The sequence below is a fragment of the Paenibacillus sp. VT-400 genome (assembly GCF_001029205.1).
Lineage (GTDB): Bacteria > Bacillota > Bacilli > Paenibacillales > Paenibacillaceae > Paenibacillus > Paenibacillus amylolyticus.
In genome coordinates this window covers 1-480 of sequence record NZ_LELF01000044.1, presented here as the reverse complement: position 1 = coordinate 480, position 480 = coordinate 1, and the positions used below count along the sequence as shown (strand labels likewise).

General features: G+C 49.0%; 2 tRNA genes and 1 rRNA gene. All 3 read right to left on the bottom strand.

From position 1 onward, the window contains the following. Positions 1 to 110: 110 nt before the first annotated feature. Positions 111 to 186 (bottom strand) — tRNA-Ala (locus tag EL84_RS02585). Positions 187 to 208: 22 nt separating this feature from the next. Then, positions 209 to 285: transfer RNA gene (locus EL84_RS02580), tRNA-Ile, on the bottom strand. 36 nt (positions 286 to 321) lie between these two features. Then, a 5S ribosomal RNA gene (rrf, locus tag EL84_RS02575) occupies positions 322 to 438 on the bottom strand. Positions 439 to 480: the final 42 nt, after the last annotated feature.

Genomic DNA, 480 nt, shown 5'->3' with positions numbered 1-480 from the left:
TATACACTTGACTTGTTTGCACAAGTTCAGCTTAAAGGAATGTTCTAATTCGCGTTTGTTTCGTTTCGATATCTAGTTTTCAAAGAACAAGCCAAATAGATGAAATTTTTTGGTGGAGCCAAGCGGGATCGAACCGCTGACCTCCTGCTTGCAAGGCAGGCGCTCTCCCAGCTGAGCTATGGCCCCATATAAAGTTTAAAGGTATAGATGGTGGGCCCTGGTGGACTCGAACCACCGGCCTCACCCTTATCAGAGGTGCGCTCTAACCAACTGAGCTAAGGGCCCACATTACATATACTATTTGAACCCAAAATGGGTTACGCTTGGCGGCGTTCTACTCTCCCAGGACCCTGCGGTCCAAGTACCATTGACGCTGAAGGGCTTAACGGTCGTGTTCGGGATGGGAACGTGTGGAACCCCTTCGCTATCGCCACCAAACGTTTGAGAGTTTGAACTCTCAAAACTGAGCAACGAGTGAGT